General features: G+C 43.4%; 15 protein-coding genes. 9 read left to right on the plus strand and 6 right to left on the minus strand.

Going from position 1 to position 18,641, the window contains the following annotated elements; all coding sequences use genetic code 11:
- Nucleotides 1–211 precede the first annotated feature (211 nt).
- The 4 genes from F6J90_RS28415 to F6J90_RS28430 all read left to right on the plus strand — a co-directional run bounded on the left by F6J90_RS28415 (nucleotide 212) and on the right by F6J90_RS28430 (nucleotide 11,416).
- Entirely contained in the window at nucleotides 212–2,695 is a 2,484-nt protein-coding gene (locus F6J90_RS28415; RefSeq protein WP_293101388.1) for a filamentous hemagglutinin N-terminal domain-containing protein, read from the plus strand.
- 398 nt (nucleotides 2,696–3,093) lie between these two features.
- A complete protein-coding gene (locus F6J90_RS28420) occupies nucleotides 3,094–5,640 on the plus strand; it encodes a filamentous hemagglutinin N-terminal domain-containing protein (protein WP_293101390.1) in 2,547 nt (848 codons plus the stop codon).
- A gap of 440 nt (nucleotides 5,641–6,080) precedes the next feature.
- The gene (locus F6J90_RS28425) at nucleotides 6,081–8,570 is read left to right on the plus strand and encodes a filamentous hemagglutinin N-terminal domain-containing protein (RefSeq protein ID WP_293101392.1); all 2,490 of its coding nucleotides are present in this window, start codon (nucleotides 6,081–6,083) and stop codon (nucleotides 8,568–8,570) included.
- Nucleotides 8,571–8,836: 266 nt separating this feature from the next.
- Complete coding sequence (locus F6J90_RS28430; RefSeq protein ID WP_293101395.1) at nucleotides 8,837–11,416, plus strand: CHAT domain-containing protein; 2,580 nt, start codon at nucleotides 8,837–8,839, stop codon at nucleotides 11,414–11,416.
- On the opposite strand, the gene F6J90_RS28435 is transcribed toward F6J90_RS28430, so the two are convergent.
- Nucleotides 11,391–11,576, minus strand: coding sequence for a hypothetical protein (locus F6J90_RS28435; protein ID WP_293101398.1), 186 nt, complete (start codon nucleotides 11,574–11,576; stop codon nucleotides 11,391–11,393). The two genes, F6J90_RS28430 and F6J90_RS28435, sit on opposite strands and share 26 nt — an antisense overlap.
- 195 nt (nucleotides 11,577–11,771) lie before the next feature.
- On the opposite strand from F6J90_RS28435, the gene F6J90_RS28440 reads away from it, so the two are divergent.
- The 3 genes from F6J90_RS28440 (at nucleotide 11,772) to F6J90_RS28450 (ending at nucleotide 13,919) form a co-directional block, all read left to right on the plus strand.
- Nucleotides 11,772–12,935 carry a glycosyltransferase family 1 protein gene (locus F6J90_RS28440; RefSeq protein WP_293101401.1) on the plus strand — a complete coding sequence of 388 codons (1,164 nt, stop codon included), beginning with the start codon at nucleotides 11,772–11,774 and terminating at the stop codon, nucleotides 12,933–12,935.
- A 245-nt stretch (nucleotides 12,936–13,180) separates the two neighbouring features.
- Nucleotides 13,181–13,381 (plus strand): hypothetical protein, encoded by a 201-nt coding sequence (locus F6J90_RS28445; protein WP_293101404.1) that lies wholly within the window; start codon nucleotides 13,181–13,183, stop codon nucleotides 13,379–13,381.
- A 187-nt stretch (nucleotides 13,382–13,568) separates the two neighbouring features.
- Nucleotides 13,569–13,919 carry a hypothetical protein gene (locus F6J90_RS28450; RefSeq protein ID WP_293101407.1) on the plus strand — a complete coding sequence of 117 codons (351 nt, stop codon included), beginning with the start codon at nucleotides 13,569–13,571 and terminating at the stop codon, nucleotides 13,917–13,919.
- A gap of 379 nt (nucleotides 13,920–14,298) precedes the next feature.
- On the opposite strand, the gene F6J90_RS28455 is transcribed toward F6J90_RS28450, so the two are convergent.
- From F6J90_RS28455 to F6J90_RS28465, 3 genes are all read right to left on the minus strand, one after another.
- Nucleotides 14,299–14,454 (minus strand): hypothetical protein, encoded by a 156-nt coding sequence (locus F6J90_RS28455; protein WP_158517633.1) that lies wholly within the window; start codon nucleotides 14,452–14,454, stop codon nucleotides 14,299–14,301.
- The gene (locus F6J90_RS28460; protein WP_293101412.1) at nucleotides 14,441–15,034 is read right to left on the minus strand and encodes a sigma-70 family RNA polymerase sigma factor; all 594 of its coding nucleotides are present in this window, start codon (nucleotides 15,032–15,034) and stop codon (nucleotides 14,441–14,443) included. The genes F6J90_RS28455 and F6J90_RS28460 overlap by 14 nt, the downstream gene beginning before the upstream one ends.
- Before the next feature lie 329 nt (nucleotides 15,035–15,363).
- Nucleotides 15,364–15,729, minus strand: coding sequence for a hypothetical protein (locus F6J90_RS28465; protein WP_293101414.1), 366 nt, complete (start codon nucleotides 15,727–15,729; stop codon nucleotides 15,364–15,366).
- A gap of 253 nt (nucleotides 15,730–15,982) precedes the next feature.
- Between F6J90_RS28465 and F6J90_RS28470 the strand changes: the two genes are divergently transcribed.
- Both F6J90_RS28470 and F6J90_RS28475 read left to right on the plus strand, forming a co-directional pair.
- Nucleotides 15,983–16,132 (plus strand): hypothetical protein, encoded by a 150-nt coding sequence (locus tag F6J90_RS28470; RefSeq protein ID WP_293101417.1) that lies wholly within the window; start codon nucleotides 15,983–15,985, stop codon nucleotides 16,130–16,132.
- 31 nt (nucleotides 16,133–16,163) lie between these two features.
- On the plus strand, nucleotides 16,164–16,580 hold the full coding sequence (locus F6J90_RS28475; RefSeq protein ID WP_293101420.1) for a hypothetical protein: 417 nt from the start codon (nucleotides 16,164–16,166) through the stop codon (nucleotides 16,578–16,580).
- 180 nt (nucleotides 16,581–16,760) lie between these two features.
- Here the strand turns inward: F6J90_RS28475 and F6J90_RS28480 are convergent, their stop codons facing one another.
- Entirely contained in the window at nucleotides 16,761–17,747 is a 987-nt protein-coding gene (locus tag F6J90_RS28480) for a cysteine synthase A (RefSeq protein WP_293101423.1), read from the minus strand.
- A gap of 181 nt (nucleotides 17,748–17,928) precedes the next feature.
- A complete protein-coding gene (locus tag F6J90_RS28485; protein ID WP_293101426.1) occupies nucleotides 17,929–18,567 on the minus strand; it encodes a peroxiredoxin in 639 nt (212 codons plus the stop codon).
- Nucleotides 18,568–18,641: the final 74 nt, after the last annotated feature.

Raw genomic sequence — 18,641 nt, forward strand, 5'->3', positions numbered from 1 at the left:
GTCAAACAGCTTAATGGGTAGTGCTATAATCTCGAACTATTAAATTCTGCCGTTCGCGTAGGGTGGCCATAGGCCAAACAGGTTTATTTTAAGCTGACAGCTGACGGCTGACAGCTGACAGCTGACGATTTGTAAGTTTGACCATCGCTGATGGGAAAAATAACCATATCCCACTCAAACCGAAGTTACATCAGCCACCAGGGTCAAGTTGATGAATCAAACTATTCAGCGATGCTACTTACTCGGCCATCTTTTAGTCTCTAGTGTCCTCATCCCCAACATCGCCACCGCCCAAATCAGTAGTGATGGCACTTTATCCACTACGGTGACTAGTGATGATGGGGTGAATTTCTTGATTGAATCTGGGGTACGCACTTCTGATAATCTATTTCATAGCTTCTCGGAATTTTCTGTACCCAGCAACGGGTCAGCCTTTTTTAACAATGCTGGGGATATTGTGAATATCTTTAGTCGTGTCACCGGAGGGAATATTTCTAACATTGACGGCTTGATTCGTGCTAATGGTAAAGCTAATTTATTTCTGATTAATCCCGCTGGAATTATCTTTGGTGAAAATGCTTCGTTGAATATCGGAGGTTCATTTTTTGCTACTACTGCCGAGAGTGTAGTATTTGGAGATGGGATTGAATTTAGTGCTACTGAACCAAACCAAGCGCCGTTATTAACGATTAATATTACCCCTGGTTTACAGATGGGAACAAATCCGGGAAATATTACAGTAACTGGTCCAGGAAATACCCTCAATCGCAGTATTTTCGCTCCTTTTGATCGCAGTAATCTTAGTTCCCAATTACAGGTTCAACCAGGGAATACTATAGCCTTGGTAGGAGGAGCGATTAGCCTCAGGGGTGGTTTGCTCTCGGCAGAAGGGGGACAAATCGAAATCGCAGCAGTAGGGAGCAACAATTCTAGCGCGATGGTGGCATTAACACCGGTAGGATCGGGCTGGGATATGGACTTGAGTCAAATCTCAAATAATGGGGATATTCAACTGACCGAAAACGCGCTCCTTGATACCAGTGGCAACACCGCTGGCTCGATCCGATTGAGGGGAGCAACCATTAAAGTAGGAGATAACTCGATCGTACTCACTCAGAATGAAGGTACTCAGAATGCTGGCAATACCATAATTCATGGCACAGAAAGTGTAACTATCGGAGAGAATGACGCCAACGGCAGTATCAATACCTCTGTGGCTAACCTCTCTATATCCAGTGGTGACGGGGGAGATATAGACATTATTACCAAAAATTTAAACGTCTTTGGGGGAGCACAAGTATTGCTCAATAGCTTTGGAGAAGGTGCCCCAGGGAATATCAACATTGAAGCTTCTGAATCGGTGAATATGATTGGTTTTAGCCCTGATAATCAGAGTACTTTCACTAGTAATTTAAATTCTTCGACCTTCAGCGAAAAAAACGCCGGAAATATTACCATCTCCACCAATCAACTGAGATTAGCTGTAGCAAATATTTTAACGTTTACTGCTGGTGAAGGTCATGGGGGTAATCTTACCCTCAATGTTACGGAATCGATTGAGATCGTAGGTTTCATTCCAGGTGTAAACCAGCAGAGCGTAGTTAGTGCTGCCTCTTTTGGTGAAGGTGATGGGGGTAGTGTGGAGGTAAATACAGCAACATTGCGGCTCAAGGATGGTGGAGTAATTGGTGCTTCTGCTGGTGCTTCCGGTAATGCTGGTACTGTTACTATCAATGCTTCGGAGTCCGTAAGCTTACTCGACACGTTGCAAACTCCTGGTTCCTCTACTAATATTTCCAGTAATGTACCACGTCCTAGTGTTGGAGTCCAAAGATTATTTGGACTAGACCCCATCCCCAGTGCCAATGCTGGCAACATCATGATTAACACTTCCAAGTTGACTATCTCAGGGGATCCCGATAGCCAAGATGCCCAAATTAGGGTCAGAAATCTCGGAGAGGGTAATGGGGGAACCTTATCTATCTACGCTGATAGCATCAACCTCAATTATGGCGCTAGTATCACCGCCTCCACCTTCTCTAGGGAAGGAGGCAATATTAACCTGGAGATCACAAACGGTTTACTATTGCGTAATGGCAGCACCATCACTGCGGAAGCTGATAATGATGGCGACGGCGGTAATATTACCATTAAGTCCGATGTAGTGGCTCTGATTGAAGGTAGCTTGATCAACGCTAATGCTAATCGAGGCAATGGTGGAAATATTTCCATTACTACCCAAGGCTTATTTGTTCGTGATCGTGCCATTACTGCTAGTTCTGAGTTTGGGGTAGATGGGGTGATCAGCATTAACAATCCTTACACCCCCGCTAACGGCTTAATTGAATTACCAACAGAACTGCGCGATCGCACTCAACAAATCGCTGAAGGTTGCGGTTGGACTGCCACCAGTAGTTTTTATATTACCGGACGGGGTGGCATACCCCAAGACCCCAGTGCTATGGTGCGGGGTGGGCAAATCTTATCGGATGTGCGGGATATACCGGATTTAGCGATAGTGCGCGCCATACCGGAAGCATTTGATAGTAAACCAGACACTAATACTAAAGCACCGATAGTGGAAGCTAATGCTTGGATTATTAATGAGGAAGGTAATGTGGAATTAGTCGCAGTTGTCAACTCGAACCAGGCGCTCGATTTCCTACGAGGAACTTGTGCTATTAAAGAAGATTAGATTGTCGGGTGGGCAAAAACAGTTTGGTTCCAATCAGTTTTTAGCTTGTAGGGTGGGCAAAAATAGTTTGGTTTTTTGGAGTATTAATGATTAAATTACTTTGCCCACCCTACTTTAACTGATTACTGGTAAGGTGGGCAAAAACAGTTTGGTTTTTTGGAGTATTAATGATTAAATTACTTTGCCCACCCTACTTTAACTGATTACTGGTAAGGTGGGCAAAAACAGTTTGGTTTTTTGGAGTATTAATGATTAAATTACTTTGCCCACCCTACTTTAGCTGACAGCTGACGGCTGACAGCTGACGGCTGACGATTTGTAAGTTTGACCATCGCTGATGGGAAAAATAACCATATCCCACTCAAACCGAAGTTACATCAGCCACCAGGGTCAAGTTGATGAATCAAACTATTCAGCGATGCTATTTACTCGGCCATCTTTTAGTCTCTAGTGTCCTCATCCCCAACATCGCCACTGCCCAAATCAGCAGTGATGGCACCTTATCCACTACCGTGAATAGTGATGATGGGGTGAATTTCTTGATTGAATCTGGGGTACGCACTTCAGATAATCTATTTCATAGCTTCTCGGAATTTTCTGTACCCAGCAACGGGTCAGCCTTTTTTAACAATGCTGCGGATATTGTCAATATCTTTAGCCGTGTCACCGGCGGGAATATTTCTAATATTGACGGCTTGATTCGTGCTAATGGTAACGCTAATTTATTTCTGATTAATCCAGCTGGGATTATCTTTGGGCAAAATGCTTCCTTGAATATAGGTGGTTCATTTTTTGCCACTACTGCGGAGAGTGTAGTGTTTGGAGATGGGATTGAATTTAGTGCCACTGAACCAAACGAAGCGCCGTTATTAACGATTAATATTACCCCTGGTTTGCAGATGGGAACAAATCCGGGAAATATTACAGTAGTTGGTCCAGGATATACCATCGCCAGAGAAAATCCTTTTATTGTAACCAGCTTCACAGGTTTGCGAGTTGGTGCTGGCAATACCCTTGCTCTAATTGGCGGTGAGATTACCTTAGATGGAGGCATAATAGCGGCGGATTCGGGATTAATTGAGTTAGCTAGTGTCAGAGAGGGATTGGTTAATCTCACTCAAACCTCGGAAACCTGGCAATTTAGCTACGAAGCAGTGCAAAGCTTTGGTAATGTGGAGCTGCTCTCTCTGGCGCTAGCAGATGCTAGTGGTCAAGGCAGTGGTTCTATTCAAGTACACGGACAAAACATTTCCTTGCTGGGTGGTTCCAGAATGCTCCTGCAAAATCGAGGTTTACAGCCTGGAGGAACACTTAACCTAACTGCTTCTGATTCAGTCAAGTTGATTGGAACCGATAACAATGATGGAGAGTTAGGTAGCGTTTTATTAACAGAAACGATTGCAAGAGGAGAGGCCCCTGAAGAAGGAAAGGCCGCCGATATTGTGATCTCTAGCCAGCACTTATTGCTTTCTCAGGGATCAGGAATTGCTTCAAGAACGTTTACTCCTGCAAGGGGTGGTGACATCACGATTAATGCTACTGAATCGATACAACTTCGGGAATTTTCTCCAATTAATCCTACCAATGGCAGTGACATAACAACCTCAACCTGGCGTGCTGGCACTGCTGGAAATATTACCGTCTCTACCAAGCAATTGACCATTGATGGTCAACAGTTGCGTTCTGTAGCTGTTGACATTGGTGACGGAGGAAATATCACCCTGTTCACTGAGCAATTGAGGGTCAGAAATGGAGGAATTGTCGTCTCTACAGCTTTGGGAAGTGGTCAAGGGGGAGATATCATCATTAATGCTCAATCAACTGAACTAATTGGCTTCAATGTTAATAATTTTAATGTTAGTGCCTTCAGTACTTCTGTAAGTGGTACACAGAAAGCTGGTAACTTAATCATTAATACTGGCAGATTGTTACTCCAAGATGGCGCAAGGGTTGATGCTTCTACCTTTAATAGTGGTGTAGCTGGCACTATAACTATTAATGCCTTGGAGTCGGTTGAGGTGAGTGGTACTGTACCAGGGTCAGTCAATGGTAGTTTAATTCTCTCCAGTGCCCATGTCTTAGATGAGGTTCTACAACAGCAATTGGGATTACCTCCTATCCCCAGTGGAGATTCTGGTAGCGTTATTATTAACACACCAGTTTTGAGAGTTACAGATAGAGCGCAGGTAACGGTAAGGAACGATGGCACAGGTAATGCAGGTGCTTTAGAAATCAATGCTGGTCAGATTTTTCTGAACAATCAAGCTGCTATCAACGCCTCGACTCAATCCGGTGAAGGCGGTAACATTGACCTGCAAATCACAGACAACTTACTATTACGCAACGGTAGCACCATTACCACAGAAGCAGGAGGAACAGGTAATGGTGGCAACATTACCATTAACTCGGATTTAGTGACTCTGATGGAAGGCAGCTTGATCAACGCTAATGCTAATCGAGGCAATGGTGGAAATATTTCCATTACTACCCAAGGCTTATTTGTTCGTGATCGTGCCATTACTGCTAGTTCTGAGTTTGGGGTAGATGGGGTGATCAGCATTAACAATCCTTACACCCCCGCTAACGGCTTAATTGAATTACCAACAGAACTGCGCGATCGCACTCAACAAATTGCTGAAGGTTGCCGTTGGACTGATACCAGTAGTTTTTATATTACCGGACGGGGTGGCATCCCCCAAGACCCCAGTGCTATGGTGCGGGGTGGCCAAATTTTATCGGATGTGCGGGATATATCTGATCTATCCATAGTGCGCGCCATACCCCAAGCTGAAGATCGTAAAGCACACACTAATACCAAAGCACCGATAGTGGAAGCTAATGCTTGGATTATTAATGAGGAAGGTAATGTGGAATTAGTTGCTGTTGTCAACTCGAACCAGGCGCTCGATTTCCTACGAGCCACTTGTGCGATTAAAGAGGATTAGATTGTAGGGTGGGCAAAGACAGTTTGGTTTTTTGGAGTATTAATGATTAAATTACTTTGCCCACCCTACTTTAGCTACTTTAGGTTTAGTAGAGCTTGTAGGGTGGGCAAAAACAGTTTGGTTTTTTGGAGTATTAATGATTAAATTACTTTGCCCACCCTACTTTAGCTACTTTAGGTTTAGTAGAGCTTGTCGGGTGGGCAAAAACAGTTTGGTTTTTTGGAGTATTAATGATTAAATTACTTTGCCCACCCTACTTTAGCTGATTACTGGTAAGGTGGGCAAAGACAGTTTGGTTTTTTGGAGTATTAATGATTAGATGACTTTGCCCACCCTACTTGAGCTGACGGCTGACGATTTGTAAGTTTGACCATCGCTGATGGGAAAAATAACCATATCCCACTCAAACCGAAGTTACATCAGCCACCAGGGTCAAGTTGATGAATCAAACTATTCAGCGATGCTATTTACTCGGCCATCTTTTAGTCTCTAGTGTCCTCATCCCCAACATCGCCACTGCCCAAATCAGCAGTGATGGCACCTTATCCACTACGGTGACTAGTGATGATGGGGTGAATTTCTTGATTGAATCTGGGGTCAGGGCTTCAGATCATCTATTTCATAGCTTCTCGGAATTTTCTGTACCCAGCAACGGGTCAGCCTTTTTTAACAATGCTGCTGATATTGTGAATATATTTAGCCGTGTCACCGGAGGGAATATTTCTAATATTGACGGCTTGATTCGCGCTAATGGTAACGCTAATTTATTTCTGATTAATCCAGCTGGGATTATCTTTGGGCAAAATGCTTCCTTGAATATAGGAGGTTCATTTTTCGCCACTACTGCCGAGAGTGTAGTATTTGGAAATGGGATTGAATTTAGTGCCACTGAACCAAACCAAGCGCCGTTACTAACCATTAATATTACTCCTGGTTTACAGATGGGAACAAATCCGGGAAATATTACAGTAACTGGTCCAGGAGAAACCCTCAATGGCAGTATTTTCGCATCTTTTGATCGCAGTAATATTAGCTCCCAATTACAGGTTCAACCGGGCAATACTTTAGCCTTGGTAGGAGGAGACATTAGCCTCAGGGGTGGTTTGCTCTCGGCAGAAGGAGGACAAATCGAAATGGCAGCAGTAGGAAGCAATAATTCTAGTGCGATGGTGCAATTAACACCGGTAGGATCCGGCTGGGATCTGGACTTGAGTCAACTCTCAAACTTAGGGGACATTCAACTGACCGAAAGCGCCCTCCTTGATACCAGTGGCGACACCGCTGGCTCGATCCGATTGAGGGGAGCAACCATTACAGTAGGAGATAACTCCAGCATACTAACTCAGAATGAAGGAACTCAGAATGCTGGCGATACCATACTTCATGGTACCGAAAGTGTCACTATTGGAGAGAATGATGCCAACGGTAGTATCAATACCTTTGTGGCTAACCTCACCATATCGAGTGGTAAAGGGGGAGATCTAGACATTATTACCAAAAATTTAAAAGTCTTTGGAGGAGCAAATCTATTGATCAACAGTTTTGGTTCAGGTTCGCCAGGGAATATCAAAATCGTTGCTTCTGAATCAGTAGATATGATGGGTTTTACCCCTAATAATCCGAGGAATTTCCATAGTAGGATAAGTTCTTTGAGCTTCAGCGAGGCAACAGCAGGAAATATTACCATCTCCACTAATCAATTGAGATTAGCAATAGCAGACATTTTCGCTTTTGCTGCTGGCGACGGTAATGGGGGTAATATAACCCTCAATGCTACGGAATCGATCGAGATAGTGGGTTTAATTTCAGGTGTCAACCAGGAGGCCGTAGTTAGTGTTTCCTCTTTAGGTAAAGGTAATGGGGGTACTGTGGAGGTAAATACCGCAAGATTGCTGATCAAGGATGGTGGAGTAATTGTTGCTTCTGGTTTTAGTTCTGGTAATGCTGGTCGTATTACTATCAATGCTTCGGAGTCGGTAACCTTACTTGATACCCTGACAACTCCTTCTACCACCACTCTAATTGCCACTACTGTACCACGTCCTAGTGATGGATTCCAAAGACGATTTGGAGTACCTCCCATCCCCACTGCTAATGCTGGCCAAATCACGATTAACACTTCCGAGTTAACTCTCTCAGGGGATCCCGATAGCCAAGATGCCCAAATTAGGGTCAGAAATCGAGGATTTGGTGATGGGGGAGAATTATTTATCAAGGCTGATACCATCAACCTTAATTATGGTGCTAGTATCACCGCCTCCACCTTCGATGGGAACAAAGGCAATATTGAGCTGGAGATCACAAACGGTTTACTATTGCGTAATGGCAGCACCATTACCACAGAAGCTGATAACGATGGTAATGGCGGCAATATTACCATTAACTCCGATTTAGTGACTCTGATAGAAGGCAGCTTGATCAACGCTAATGCTAATCTAGGCAATGGGGGAAATATTTCCATTACTACCCAAGGGTTATTTGAGTTTCCAGATAGTGACATTACTGCTAGTTCTGAGTTTGGGGTAAATGGCCTGATCACCATTAACAATCCTGACTCCGATCCAGCTAATGGCTTAATTCAACTACCGACAGAACTGCGCGATCTCACTCAACAAATCGCTAAAGGTTGCCGTTGGACTGCTACCAGTAGTTTTTATATTACCGGACGGGGTGGCATCCCCCAAGACCCCAGTGCTATGGTGCCCGGTGGGCAAATTTTATCGGATGTGCGGGATATATCGGATCTATCCATAGTGCGCGCCATACCCGAAGCTGAAGATAATAAACCAGAAACTAATACCAAAGCACCGATAGTGGAAGCTAATGCTTGGATTATTAATGAGCAAGGTAATGTGGAACTAATCGCTGTTGTCAACTCGAGCCAGGCTGGGGATTTTCTACGAGCAACTTGTGCTATTAAAGAGGATTAAATTGTAGGGTGGGCAAAAACAGTTTGGTTTTTTGGAGTATTAATGATTAGACTACTTTGCCCACCCTACTTTAACTGACACTTGTCGGGTGGGCAAAGACAGTTTGGTTTTTTGGAGTATTAATGATTAGACTACTTTGCCCACCCTACTTTAAATTTAGCTTTAGTAAAGCTTGTCAGGTGGGCAAAAACAGTTTGGTTTTTTGGAGTATTAATGATTAAATTACTTTGCCCACCCTACTTTAACCATCTATTACCAAGAGAATCATGAAAACCATCCTAAATTTAGTCACCGTCGGATTACCCAGTTTATTGCTAGCACTGACAGCTACTCCTACTTTAGCTAGTTTAGCGATCGCATCCCCTCACCACCCCCAAGTCAGTATTCCTCCCACCCTGCAAGCCCAAACTCCTCAGCCTACCAGTAAACTTAGTAAACTTAACCAAGGCAGAGCCTATTTCAACAGGGGACAATTTGCCCAAGCAGCGGAAATCTGGGAACAAGCAGCCCAAGATTACGCAACTCAGGGTGACTCTCTCCATCAAGCCTTGAGTTTGAATTATCTATCCTTAGCTTACCAACACCTCAGTCAGTGGGACCTTGCCCAAACCGCGATTGAATCCAGCCTTAATCTAGTCGAATCAGCTACCAGTAACAATCCTCTGCTGTGGGCGCAAATTCTTAATACCAAGGCCAGACTCCTGTTCCACACTGGACAAAACCAATCTGCCCTAGAAACATTTCAACGGGCACAAAAGTATTATGATCAAGCGGGAGATAAAACTGGTGCTTTGATTAGCAAAATTAACCAAGCTGAAGCCCTCCAAAGCTTAGGATTTTATAATCGTGCTAAAAATCTACTCGAAGAGATTAATCAACAATTAGTAACTACAGAAGATTCTGCTGTTAAAGTAGGAATGCTCAGAAGTTTAGGCATTGCTTTACAAGTGTTGGGGGATGTAAACGCTAGTAGAGAGGTACTCGAACAAAGTTTATCTATTGCTCAGGGTCTGGAAGCCACTAACCAATTAGGCATTATCCTGTTGAGTTTAGGAAATACAGCCCTTGATGCTGGAGATAATTCAGCAGCATTAGATTACTTTAAACGCGCAGAAAAAGCGACTACCAATCCAGAAGAAAAATTTAAAACTCGGCTCAACCAACTACGCCTTTATGTCCAATTAGAACAGTGGCAAAAGGCTAATGCTCTCGCTCCCCGAATTTACCAACAACTGAGCCAGTTACAGCCCAGTCGCTCCTCTATCTATGGGGCAGTAAACTTAGCAGCTAGTTGGCAACAAATGGGTAACCAAGGTAAATCATTAGCGCTCCAACAAGTCAATCAAATCCTTGTGCAAGCGGTTAAATCTGCCCGAAAACTCAAGGATGCCCAAGCTGAAGCCTATGCCCTCTATCACTGGGGCAAACTTTATGGTAGCAATGGTCAGTTAGCTGATGCTATCAAGCTTACCCAAAAATCCTTAATTATTGCCCAACAAATTAACGCTACGGAAATTAGTTCCCAAGCGGCTTGGGAATTAGGAAAATTGCACAAAAAACAGGGAAAATCGACCGAAGCGATCGCCGCTTATACCGAAGCAGTCAAAGACTTAAAAAGCTTGCGCGGTGATTTGGTTTCCATTAATCCAGATATCCAGTTTTCCTTCCGAAAAAGCGTTGAACCAGTATACCGAGAGCTGGTAGAATTGTTGCTAGACGGTAATCCTAGTCAAGAGTATCTAAAAAAAGCACGCCAGGTCATTGAGGATTTACAATTAGCAGAACTGGATAACTTTTTCCGGCAAGCTTGTTTAGATGCCAATGTTGCCGAAATTGATCAGATTGACAGGTCGGCAACAGTAATTTACCCGATTATTTTGCCAGAACGTTTAGCTGTGATTGTCTCCGCCCCCGGTAAACCCATTGGGTATTATTCTACTTCTGTGTCTGCAGCAGAGGTGGATCAAACCCTAACCAGATTTTTGAGCTCCCTCCATCCTGTCTTTAAGCAAGACCAACGCTTACCCCACCTCCAAAAAGTTTATGACTGGCTAATCCGACCTGCGGAACAAGAGCAAATTTTAACGGATACCAAAACCCTCGTGTTTATCCTGGATGGCAAATTACGTAAACTGCCGATGGCAGCCTTACACGATGGAGAGCAGTATCTAGTCGAAAAATACAATATTTCCCTGTCTCTAGGCTTGCAACTGCTAGATCCACAACCGTTAAGAAAAGAAAAATTTAGTATCATTGCTGGGGGATTGAGTGAAGCTCGTCAAGGCTTTAAAGCTTTACCAGGGGTGAAACAGGAAATTGAGCAAATTGCTAAAAGGTTGAACCCAGACTCAGTCATGCTCAATCAAGAATTCACTAGCGATAGAGTTTCCCAGGAAATAACTACTAAAACCTCCAATGTGATACACTTAGCTACTCATGGTCAGTTTAGCTCCAAAGCTGAGGAGACGTTTATACTAACCTGGGAAAATAAAATTAATGTCAAAGAATTAGAGCAACTGCTGCGTACTCAAGAATTGTTGGGAGAAGACCAAATTGATTTACTCGTTCTTAGTGCTTGTCAAACTGCTAAAGGGGATGATCAAGCCATGTTAGGGTTAGCGGGTTTTGCCATTAAATCAGGAGCGCGTTCTACCTTAGGGACATTGTGGAAAGTGCGTGATGACTCCACTGCTATATTCATCAACAAGTTTTACGAATACCTAAAACAGCCAGAAATCACCAAAGCAGAAGCGGTCAGGAAAGCCCAACTAGATTTAATTGGGGATACCAAGTTTAACGAACCTCTGTTTTGGGCACCTTTTATTCTGGTCGGTAATTGGTTGTAAAGGGAATAGGGAGTAGGGAGTAGGGAGTAGGGAGTAGGGAGTAGGGAGTAGGGAGTCGGGAATCGGGAATCGGGAACAGGGAACAGGGAACAGGGAACAGGGAACAGGGAATCGGGAACAGAAAGGGGTTGATTAATGTTAATGTTATTACAATAGTCAACAAAAATTATAGGGTTTATCCCACTTATGATGTAAAGTATTTGTTTTGAGGATAATTCCCTTAAAATGATAATTAATATTGCAGTATATAGCATTTACAAATAGCTAATTCTCAATTCTCAATTCTCAATTCTTAATTCTCAATTCTTAATTCTTAATTCTTAATTCTTAATTCTTAATTCTTAATTATTTCCTTATGAGCCAGTTGTTGGTCAATCTCTCGATTCTATTTTCCAAACCCACGGGTATTGCTAACTATGCCGCTAATCTTTTTCCTTATTTAAAACCTCTCGACCCTACTCTACTGATTTCCCCCACTGCGTCTAGCCGTTTCTGTAGTGCTACTACCTACACTTGCTACCCAATTCCAGGGAATTTAAGCCCTGAACAAGGCACGAAAGGACATTTTCGCCGTCTGTTGTGGACTCAGTTTCAACTGCCGCGAATTTATAAAAAATTGCGAACGCATCTTCTGTTTTCTCCTGTTCCAGAAGCTCCCCTATTTACCAATTGCCGCTATGTGGTAATGGTTCATGATTTGATTGGGTTACGGTTTCCCCAGGGTTTCTCACCTTTAACTACCTACCAACGCTACTATATCCCTCAAGTTCTTGCTCAAGCAGAACACATCATCTGTAACTCTAGGGCTACTGCTAGAGACCTTACTGACTTCTTCAAGATTCCAGCCGCAAAAATCACTCCGATCTTACTGGCTTACGATGCCAATCAATATTATTATGTGGATACAGTAGATGGTGGAAAAGATGGGGAAAACCGGGAAAATTGTCCCTATTTTATCTACATCGGACGGCCAGACCCCCACAAAAACCTCCATCGGCTGATTGAGGCTTTCGCTGCTCTACCCAATTGCCAGGACTACCAACTCTGGATTGCTGGCGCAACGGATAAACGCTACACACCATTGCTGGAAGCCCAAGCGGAGGAACTGAATATATCCAGTCAGGTCAAATTCCTGGGATATGTTCCTCAGCACCAGTTACCGACCATGATTAGAAATGCGATCGCATTTGTATTCCCCAGTCTTTGGGAAGGCTTCGGTATCCCTGTATTAGAGGCAATGGCTTGCGGTACTCCTGTAATTACAGCCAATCTCTCCTCCTTACCCGAAGTAGCTGGAGATGCCGCTATATTAATCAATCCTTACAACCCTGAGGAAATCACAGCAGCCATGGCAGCACTAGCAACCGATTCTCAAATGCGATCGCATCTTCGCCAATCAGGTCTTGCTAGAGCCAGTGAATTTAGTTGGCAAAAAACTGGCCAAGCTACGGTAGACATTCTAACTCATATAGCAAAGGGAACAGGGAACAGGGAACAGGTTATCTGGTTATCAGGTTGAAGGTTATCTGGTTATCAGGTTGAAGGTTATCAGGTTGAAGGTTACAGGTTATCTGGTTGAAGGTTATCAGGTTGAAGGTTACAGGTTAGCTGGTTACAGGTGACGCGGTTACAGGTTATCTGGTTGAAGGTTACAGGTTATCTGGTTGAAGGTTACAGGTTAGCTGGTTACAGGTGACGCGGTTACAGGTTACAGGTTATTAAACCTTCAACCTCTTCAACCTGCCACCTCTTCAACCTTCAACCTTGTCAACCTTCAACCTTCAACCTCTTCAACCGTCAACCTTCAACCTTCAACATTCAACCTCTTCAACCTTCAACCTTCAACCTTGTCAACTTTCAACCTTCAACATTCAACCTCTTCAACATTCAACCTTCAACCTTGTCAACCTTCAACCTTCAACCTTGTCAACCTTCAACCTTCAACCTGATCAACCTTCAACCTGATCAACCTTCAACCTTTCCCATTCAACCTTCATGGTTGCTTTACAAAAAACCTCTTAGAGATAAAGCTTCTGTAAAATCCCTTGGATTCTTGTCCTAATTACAGAAAAAATCTCACTAATGTAGTGAAGCCCAATCAAGACTGAAGCCCAATCAAAGTAACAAGTGGTGTGACATGAACAGATTTTCTATGTACACGATCTCAACAGAAAGCCCAACCCAATCAAATCTACGCCGATTGGAACTATTGCTGGAGTATTGCCAACTGGCAGCGCGTCCAACTTTGTCTGTGTCAGACAGCAACCGTATGGCTGAGATCCTCGAACTAGCTGAAGCTGACGAAATCCTTAACCTGTTGATAGATAAAGCTGATCTAGTTATAGCCAAACAATTTAGCTGGCTGAGTGACAATGATATTGATACCTATAAAAACCAAATCGCTAAGTTAGAAGAGTATTTAGAAATCTTTGTTTCCCAGAAATCACCTAAGACCAGTGAAACTCTACGTCATAAATTTGCTTGTTTCACTGGAAATCCTTAAGAATAACGTCAGCATTCAGCTATCAGCATTCAGCTATCAGCATTCAGCTATAAACTATCAGCTATCAGCATTCAGCTATCAGCATTCAGCTATCAGCATTCAGCTATCAGCTAGCAACTATCAGCTAGCAACTATCAGCTTTTGAATAAAACCGGTAAGCATTGGTTTAATCTGAGTAAAGTCACAGCGCTTGTGGCCTGTGCCACAAAGCACCTCAAGCAGCGCGAGCCTTTAGCTGACGGCTGACGGCTGACGGCTGACTGCTGAATGCTTACAGCTTATGGGCTACAGATGGTGCTACAGATGGTGCTATCAGTTATCAGCTTATGGGCTACAGATGGTGCTACTTGACTTTTGAATAAAATAAGCTGACGGCACCTCAAGTAGCGTGGCCATTCCCGTAGCGTGGCCATTCCCGTAGCGTGGCCTTTGGCCTTGGCCAACGGCTGACGGCTGAATGCTTACCGCGAACGAGGTTTATTTGAAGCTGACGGCTGACAGCTGACGGCTGAATGCTTACTTCAGGATAAGCCATAGTCTTCGAGCATAGAGTTGTCGATATCAAAAAAATAGTCTCTCAAAACTTTCCTCATACGCTGATATCGTTTTCGCAAGGCTGTATTACTTGCTAAGTTCAGGCGTTCTTCAATTTCAATCCAGGACAATTCCTCCATCACTCGTAACACAAAAATATCAAAATCTAGAGGACTTACTAGTTGTCTAATATCTGACAGTATTTCCTTGACATATTGATCCGATAAATAATCGGAAGAATCATTGGAGCTAATCTGGTATTCTATAGAGCTAAACTCACGTTCTTTTTTCCAATGCTTTCCTTTCTTGGCAAAATGCTCTCTAATCACATTTAAGCAGGTTGTTCTTAGCCAAGCTGATGGATTTTCAATATCTTGTCCAGATTCAATTTTGCTAACTCCGCGAATATAGCTTTCAATAAATATGTCAAATATATCAAATTTGTGTTCAAGATTGAACTGCTTGAGTCTAAATTCAATAAATGCAAACAATCCCGATTTATCTCTTTGGTTTAAAATAGAATTAACAGCGGCATCAAATTGTTTACGATTAGGGGACTTTGGAGGTTTTCTAGGTTGCATATAGTGTAGTTCCTCGGTAAAAATAAAAGCACATGATGCCCTGAATTTCAATTGTATTTGAGAAACTTTATGATCACTATTACTCACTTAGTGACGATTAAGTCTCGATTTGTGAGATTGATAAGTAGGTAGGGGAAAATAAATTGATCAAGGGTATAACCATGAAACAATGAGGTTACCGAGCTGTGTTGCCAAATTGGCATAAAAAATCTTTCCATAGGGGTGTTTTAGTATGCCCCTACTTACATTTGTCCAAGAGTGACCCTAATGACTATAGCCCTTGTGATCATCAAGGAATTACCACATCAGTTGCCACATTAGTTGCCACATTAGTTGTAGGTGCCCATGGCGTGCGCTTGCGATGCTTGCTCCCAATTGCTTGTGGTCAGCTGCCAGTCAGAACTGCTGTAGACGTAAGTGATTCGGATATGGTCTAGGATTATGTAGAAGCAGGTAGCTTTTAGCCAGTCTGAGGGGTCTTGAATATCTTGTCCAGATTCAATTTTGCTAACGCCACGAAGACAGCCTTCAAAAAGTATCTGGCCTATATCAAGTTCCTGTTCAAGATTGAAGTACTTGAGTTGGCGTTTAATAAATGTATATACCTCAGAGTTTTCTTTTTGTTTCCAGCTAGAATCAACTACTGCATCAAATTTTTGACGATTAGGGGATTTTAGGAGGTCTTGGGTTTGCATCTGGTGTACTTCCTCTAGAAAAATCAACATACCAAGTTGAGGCTTATTACTTCAGTTTTTATTGAAGAAGCCTAATGATTATTCTTAATAAATAATGAGAATTAAGTCTTGATTTGTGACACTGATCTAGTTTGACCGGTCAGCTAAGGCGCGACCCCCATGCTACACTTTCTGCAAACAGCTATCAGCCCCTTAGCCCCTACAGCGAAGGAGCTTAGGTTCGACTTATAACCAAAAGCTCAGTTGACTTGAGGTGTCTTTCCAAAGTGGAAAGCCTGTAAGCACTCAGCTATCAGCGTGTCGCGTATCAGCCATTAGCCTTGGCCGTTGGCCACGCTACGGGAATGGCTACGTTACGGGAACAGTTTATGCGCTACACCCACGCTACTTGGCTTTTGAATAAAATAAGCTGACGGCTGACAGCTGACGGCTGAATGCTTACGAAAGCATTGGCACCATTGTCTGTAGGTGTCTTTTTAGGGACATCCGTGGTGCCTATGGTGCTCAAGGTGCTCACAGAGCAAGGCTTGATATTGATCCATATCAATTACAATACCAAGTATCCTTGCATCTGTGACAGTACTCGAAAGGGTACTTTTATTTGTTTTTATTTGTGTTATAAAGAAAGATTATTAAGAAGTGTAAAGGATTCCTTTCTGCTCCCTGTTCCCCGTTTCCCGTTCCTATTGGCTGAATACTTACAAAGATTACGAACCCTTTATCCTTTTTCCTCGGGTGCATCTCAGTGTCTTGATGCAAAGCGCCAGTGGGGGAAACCACGGCAGTGCGGTCATGGGGGGAACCCCCATGACCGCACTGCCTCCCCTGTTCCGAAGCTGCATCGCTTTTAGGTGCGACCCGTGGCGAATTTAATAATTAGATGCGGAAAGCGCACCTTTACAATTAGACAAAAATTCGGACGAAAATTCCCGCGCCCGAGCCCCACACTCCCCACACTCCCCGCGCCCGAGCCCCGCGCCCGAGCCCCACACTCCCGATCTTTTTTACAAATATGAGATGCACCCTTTTCCTCAAGAGGTGCAATCACCCACAGAAAGTCCTTTAGATACCAACCATTCCCGATTGAATAGCCGTGACTGATAACGACCACCGCCATCACAAAGCACAGTCACAATTGTATGACCAGGTCCCATTTGTTTAGCCAGAGCAACAGCAGCTCCGACATTAATCCCGACAGACCCTCCCATAAATAATCCATCCCGGCTCAGCAGCTGGTAAACTACCCGGAGACATTCGTGGTCATCAATTTGAATGGCATCATCAATGGGAGCCCCTTCCATATTCCCAGTAATACGGCTGTTACCGATACCTTCTGTAATAGAGTTACCTTCCGGTTTAATTTCACCGGTCTTGACATAACTGTACAAACCACTGCCCATGGGGTCAGCCACTACACATTGAAGGTTAGGATTTTTTTCTTTCAAATACATCGCCACCCCTGCATAGGTCCCACCTGTACCAGTTGCTGAGACCCAAGCATCAATTTTTCCGTCAGTTTGCTGCCACAGTTCTGGCCCAGTGGTTTCATAATGAGCCTGTCGGTTTGCCAAATTATCAAACTGATTCGCCCAGATGGCATTATCCATCTCTTGGGCAATGCGTCCAGAAAGCTTTACATAATTATTGGGGTCTTTGTAGGGTACTGCTGGCACTGGGCGGACTTCAGCTCCCAGTGTTCTGAGGGTATCCATTTTTTCTTGGGATTGAGTTTCCGGGATAATAATCAGGCACTTGTATCCCTTAGCATTACAGATATGGGCTAGACCAATGCCTGTATTGCCAGCGGTTCCTTCAACAACTGTACCCCCAGGCTTGAGTAAACCTTTTTCTTCTGCATCTTTAATAATATAGAGGGCAGCTCGGTCTTTTACAGAACCTCCTGGATTGAGAAACTCAGCTTTCCCTAGGATTTCACAACCCGTCTCTTCGCTAAAGCTGTTTAAGCGAATAAGTGGTGTATTTCCTACTGTGTCAACAAAACCTGCTTTGATATCCATTTAAATCAAGTTTAAATTACAAATTATAAAGAATGAAGAATTAAGAATGAAGAATTAAGAATGAAGAATTAAGAATTAAGAATTAAGAATTAAGAAGGAAGAATGAATAAGGAAGAATTAAGAATGAAGAATGAAGGCTCAAGAATCCTTAATCCTTCATCCTTCAGACTAGATAATTATTTTACTTGTTAGGTTGGGGTGTCATCCGCAGATAGGGCTTAATTTCCTCATATCCTTTGGGAAATCGTTCCTTCAACTCTTCTGGATCTTTGATGGAGGGTACAATAACGCAGTCACCCCCGTCTGTCCAGTTAACGGGAGTGGCGACTTTATAGTCATCGGTCAACTGTAGGGAGTCAATCACTCGCAGGATTTCGTCAAAGTTACGACCGGTGCTAGCAGGGTAGGTTAACACTAACCGCAATTTCTTCTGTGGGTCGATGACAAAAACAGAGCGTACGGTTAGGGTATTGTCAGCGTTGGGGTGGATCATATCGTAAAGGTCAGACACCTTTTTATCTGGATCCGCCAAAATCGGGTAGTTAACCGTTGTTGTCTGGGTTTCGTTGATATCTCCAATCCAGCCTTTGTGGGAGTCAACATCATCCACGCTCAAGGCTATCACTTTAACATTGCGCTTCTCAAATTCGGGCTTGAGTTTAGCAACCATACCTAACTCGGTGGTGCAAACTGGGGTGAAGTCCGCTGGGTGAGAAAACAGCACTACCCAGCTATCTGCTGCCCATTCATACAAATTAATCTCCCCTTCGCTAGAATTCTGAGTAAAGTCGGGTACGGTATCCCCCAATCGTAGAGTCATGGCTAAATCCTGTTGCTATTTTTTCTTGTCAGGATTGTTATAGTGCCACAAAAGTCAGATTTATCCGTCAGCTT

It is taken from the genome of Moorena sp. SIOASIH (assembly GCF_010671925.1).
In the GTDB taxonomy this organism is placed as follows: Bacteria; Cyanobacteriota; Cyanobacteriia; order Cyanobacteriales; family Coleofasciculaceae; genus Moorena.

Bases quoted from the DNA above. Each gene is read 5' to 3' on its own strand.
- F6J90_RS28480 (WP_293101423.1), bottom strand. From the start codon at position 17,747: ATGGATATCAAAGCAGGTTTTGTTGACACAGTAGGAAATACACCACTT.
- F6J90_RS28420 (WP_293101390.1), top strand. From the start codon at position 3,094: ATGAATCAAACTATTCAGCGATGCTATTTACTCGGCCATCTTTTAGTC.
- F6J90_RS28450 (WP_293101407.1), top strand. From the start codon at position 13,569: ATGTACACGATCTCAACAGAAAGCCCAACCCAATCAAATCTACGCCGA.
- F6J90_RS28430 (WP_293101395.1), top strand. From the start codon at position 8,837: ATGAAAACCATCCTAAATTTAGTCACCGTCGGATTACCCAGTTTATTG.
- F6J90_RS28415 (WP_293101388.1), top strand. From the start codon at position 212: ATGAATCAAACTATTCAGCGATGCTACTTACTCGGCCATCTTTTAGTC.
- F6J90_RS28425 (WP_293101392.1), top strand. From the start codon at position 6,081: ATGAATCAAACTATTCAGCGATGCTATTTACTCGGCCATCTTTTAGTC.
- F6J90_RS28485 (WP_293101426.1), bottom strand. From the start codon at position 18,567: ATGACTCTACGATTGGGGGATACCGTACCCGACTTTACTCAGAATTCT.
- F6J90_RS28455 (WP_158517633.1), bottom strand. From the start codon at position 14,454: ATGGCTTATCCTGAAGTAAGCATTCAGCCGTCAGCTGTCAGCCGTCAG.
- F6J90_RS28460 (WP_293101412.1), bottom strand. From the start codon at position 15,034: ATGCAACCTAGAAAACCTCCAAAGTCCCCTAATCGTAAACAATTTGAT.
- F6J90_RS28465 (WP_293101414.1), bottom strand. From the start codon at position 15,729: ATGCAAACCCAAGACCTCCTAAAATCCCCTAATCGTCAAAAATTTGAT.
- F6J90_RS28475 (WP_293101420.1), top strand. From the start codon at position 16,164: ATGCTTACGAAAGCATTGGCACCATTGTCTGTAGGTGTCTTTTTAGGG.
- F6J90_RS28440 (WP_293101401.1), top strand. From the start codon at position 11,772: ATGAGCCAGTTGTTGGTCAATCTCTCGATTCTATTTTCCAAACCCACG.